The sequence below is a fragment of the Streptomyces sp. ActVer genome (genome assembly GCF_027270795.1).
Lineage (GTDB): Bacteria > Actinomycetota > Actinomycetes > Streptomycetales > Streptomycetaceae > Streptomyces > Streptomyces umbrinus_A.
The window spans coordinates 1-3,375 of record NZ_JAPWHT010000709.1; the positions used below are offsets into that span (position 1 = coordinate 1).

Sequence of the window (3,375 nt, forward strand, 5' to 3'; positions counted from 1 at the left end):
CGGGCGGAGAGGCTTTTGGCTGCGGGTTGGGTGTGGCGGGGCAAAAAGATTGCGCAGTCCCCCGCGCCCCTGAATAGGGGCGGGGGGAACTGCGCAATCTTTTTGCGGGGGTTCGGGGGCGGAGCCCCTGAAAAGGGATGGGAACGGGTAGGGGCGGCGGGGGCGACCCTGTTGGTCAGACGCAGACCTTTTCCGGCTCGACGGACTCCGTTCCCCGGACGCGGACCTGACGCAGGCTCACCGCCGCCAGTACCGCCGCGCCCAGCAGAAGCAGGGCACCCGCGATCGCCGCTGCCTGCATTCCGTTGGTGAAGGCCCCGCGGGCAGCGCTCACCATGGCGTCGCCCGCGCGGTCCGGGAGTTGCTGGGCGACCGCGAGGGCGGCACCGAGGGTCTCGTGGGCCGCGGCGGGAGCAGCGTCCGGGATGTCGTGGCGGTACACCGCGGTGCCGATGGAACCGAGGAGCGCCATCCCCAGCGCGCCGCCGAACTCCGCGCCGGTCTCCAGGACCGAGGACGCGGTGCCCGCCTTCTCCACCGGTACGGTGCCCAGCGCCAGGTCCATCATCTGGGACATCACGGTGACGATCCCGGCGGCGATGACTCCGGCCTCGGCGAGGACCAGCCACAGCGAGTCCGTACCGGCCGCCGTCAGCATTCCGTAACCGCAGGCCGCCAGGACGAAGCCGCCGGAGACGACGTACGCCCGGTTGACTCCCCGCTGGACCAACTGTGCGGCGACCGGGGCGGCGACGCCGACCAGCACGGTGGGCAGCAGGCCCCACAGCGCGGCCTCCATGGAGCTCTTGCCGAGCACTGACTGCAGGTACTGCGTGGTGAAGAGCGCCGAGCCCATCAGCCCGAACGAGGACAGCAGGTTCAGCGAGACGGCCGGTGCGAAGCCGCGGCCGTGGAAGAGCGAGGGCGGGATCATCGGCGACTCGATCGTGCGCTGGCGGTGGACGAAGAGTGCGGCGAAGAGCAGACCGATGGTCACCGACAGGACGTAGCGGACGTTCCAGCCCTCCGAGGGGATCTCCTTGAGGCCGTAGATCACCAGCAGGACCGCGGCCATGGACAGCGGCACACTCAGCAGGTCGAAGCGGCCGGGCGCCGGGTTCTTCGACTCGGGGAGGAGGATCGGGCCGAGGAGCAGCAGGAGCGCCATCGCGGGCAGGTTCACCAGGAAGACCGAGCCCCACCAGAAGTGCTCCACGAGGACGCCGCTCATGACCGAGCCGAGCGCGATGCCGGCCGTCATCACACCGGACCACAGGCCGATCGCCGTGGAGCGCTGGGCGTGGTCCGTGAAGAGCGTGCGGATGATCGCCAGAGTCGAGGGCATCAGCGTCGCGCCGCCGATGCCGAGCACCGCGCGGGCCGCGATCAGCGTCTCGGCGCTGTCGGCGTACGCCGCGACCAGCGAGGCCGCGCCGAACGCGGCGGCGCCGATCAGGAGCAGCCTGCGGCGGCCGATGCGGTCGCCGAGCGAGCCCATCGTCATCAGCAGCCCGGCGAGCACGAACGCGTACATGTCGAAGATCCATAGCTGCTGGGTGCCGGTCGGCTCCAGGTCCGCGCTGATCTGCGGGATGGCGAAGTAGAGGACCGAGACATCCATGGAGACCAGGAGCAGAGGCAGCATCAGGACGCCGAGTGCGGTCCATTCGCGGCGTCCGGCACGGGCGGGAGCCCCCTGGGTGCCCGGGGCGCCGGAGGTGCCCGAACCGGGCGGAGTGGGCGGAGGGACCGGGTTGGGCGCGCTGGGATTCGTCATGAGCGAGAATGTACGGGCGTCTTAAACACTTGTCTAGTACGTGCGTATAGAACCGGCGCCTCGGAGTGCTCGTCTTATACATCCGTCTGGGACGCTTGTCTGTCGCAGAGGTACGCTGAGCCGCATGGGACACCGTGAGGATCTGCTCGAAGGCGCCAAGCGCTGCCTGCTGGAGAAGGGCTTCGTGCGTACGACGGCCCGCGACATCGTCAAGGAGTCGGGGACGAACCTGGCGTCGATCGGCTACCACTACGGGTCGAAGGACGCGTTGCTCGCGGAGGCCTACGTCGCCATCGTCGAGGAGTTGTCCGACGACTTCGACGCGGGCGGGAGCGCCACGGCGAACACCGAGCCGGGGTCCCTGGAGCGGTTCCAGGAGGTGTGGTCGAACGTCATCGGGACCATGCAGAGGCCCGGTTCGATGTGGCATCTCAGCATGGAGATCGTGGTCATGGGCGACAAGGTGCCCGGCGTGCGCGACCACCTGGCCAAGGCCCAGCGCGAAGGGGCACGCGGCATCATCCCGCTGCTGATGGGCGGGCTGGAGGAGGACGTGCCGGAGAGGGACGTCGACACGCTGGGCAAGTTCTACATGACTCTGATGATGGGGCTCATCGCGCAGTGGACCTTCGACCCCGAGACCGCGACCAGTCCGGAGGAACTCACCGAGGGGCTGCGGCGGGTGATCGCGGGGACGGCCGCGGTAGGCGCGGCGGGTTCGGCGGCCGGGGTTACGGCAGAGGGGTCGTCCTGACGATCCTGCCCTCGCGCATCTCCGCGACGCGGTCGCAGAAGTGGCGTACGAGTGCCATGTCGTGGCAGATGAACAGGTAGCCGAGGCCGAGGCGTTCCTGCAGCTCGGCCAGGAGGTTGAGGATGCCCGCGCGCAGGGACGGGTCGAGTGCGGAGACCGGTTCGTCGAGCACCAGGAGCTTCGGCTCGCAGGCCAACGCGCCGGCGATTCCGGCGCGTTGGCACTGACCGCCGGAGAGTTCGTGCGGACGCCGGTCGCCGAGTGACGGGTCGAGGCCGACCTGCTCCAGCAGCTCGGCCACGCGCTCGGGACCGGTCGTCCGGTCCCAGCTCCGCTGTACGCGCAGGGGTTCCGCGATGGCGTCGCGGATGCGGTGGCGGGGGCCGAGCGATCCGTACGGGTCCTGGAACACGGGCTGCATCGCCGGTCTGAGCGGGCGCAGCTGCTTCTCGTTCAGCGAGGTCAACTCGCGGCCGTCGAACCATACTTCGCCGTCGGCGGGGCGGCGCAGTTGCAGTACGGCCATGGCTGTGGACGACTTGCCGCAGCCCGAGGGGCCGATCAGGCCGAGGGTCTCGCCGGGGGCGATGTCGAAGGAGACACGGTCCACGGTGGTGCGGGGGCCGTGGCGGACGACCAGGTCTCGTACCTCCAGGAGGGGGTTCACGTGGACTCCAGGAACAACTCGGCGGGGTGGTCGGGGAGTTCGTGCCAGCGGTGGCAGGCGACGGTGTGGCTGTCGTGGGTTTGGGGTTCGGGGTGCTCCGTGTGGCAGCGAGGCGCTTCCGCCAGGGGGCAGCGGGGGGCGAAGGCGCAGCCCGGGGGGGAGGGCGGGGGAGATCCG

General features: G+C 70.0%; 3 protein-coding genes and 1 pseudogene. 1 reads left to right on the forward strand and 3 read right to left on the reverse strand.

Annotated features, from left to right (window positions below):
- Nucleotides 1-175 precede the first annotated feature (175 nt).
- Nucleotides 176-1,645, reverse strand: coding sequence for an MFS transporter (locus tag O3Q52_RS50885; RefSeq protein ID WP_269655213.1), 1,470 nt, complete (start codon nt 1,643-1,645; stop codon nt 176-178).
- Nucleotides 1,646-1,901: 256 nt separating this feature from the next.
- Here O3Q52_RS50885 and O3Q52_RS50890 point away from each other — a divergent pair, with 256 nt between their 5' ends.
- A complete protein-coding gene (locus tag O3Q52_RS50890; protein WP_269655211.1) occupies nt 1,902-2,531 on the forward strand; it encodes a TetR/AcrR family transcriptional regulator in 630 nt (209 codons plus the stop codon).
- Here O3Q52_RS50890 and O3Q52_RS50895 read toward each other — a convergent pair.
- Both O3Q52_RS50895 and O3Q52_RS50900 read right to left on the reverse strand, forming a co-directional pair.
- Nucleotides 2,509-3,198: a dipeptide/oligopeptide/nickel ABC transporter ATP-binding protein gene (locus tag O3Q52_RS50895; RefSeq protein ID WP_269655212.1), complete on the reverse strand. Its 690-nt coding sequence runs from the start codon at nt 3,196-3,198 to the stop codon at nt 2,509-2,511. The two genes, O3Q52_RS50890 and O3Q52_RS50895, sit on opposite strands and share 23 nt — an antisense overlap.
- Nucleotides 3,195-3,375 (reverse strand): annotated as a pseudogene (locus tag O3Q52_RS50900) (ABC transporter ATP-binding protein); the annotation flags it as partial. The gene O3Q52_RS50895 and the pseudogene O3Q52_RS50900, both read right to left, overlap by 4 nt.

Bases quoted from the DNA above. Each gene is read 5' to 3' on its own strand.
- O3Q52_RS50890 (WP_269655211.1), top strand. From the start codon at position 1,902: ATGGGACACCGTGAGGATCTGCTCGAAGGCGCCAAGCGCTGCCTGCTG.
- O3Q52_RS50885 (WP_269655213.1), bottom strand. From the start codon at position 1,645: ATGCTGCCTCTGCTCCTGGTCTCCATGGATGTCTCGGTCCTCTACTTC.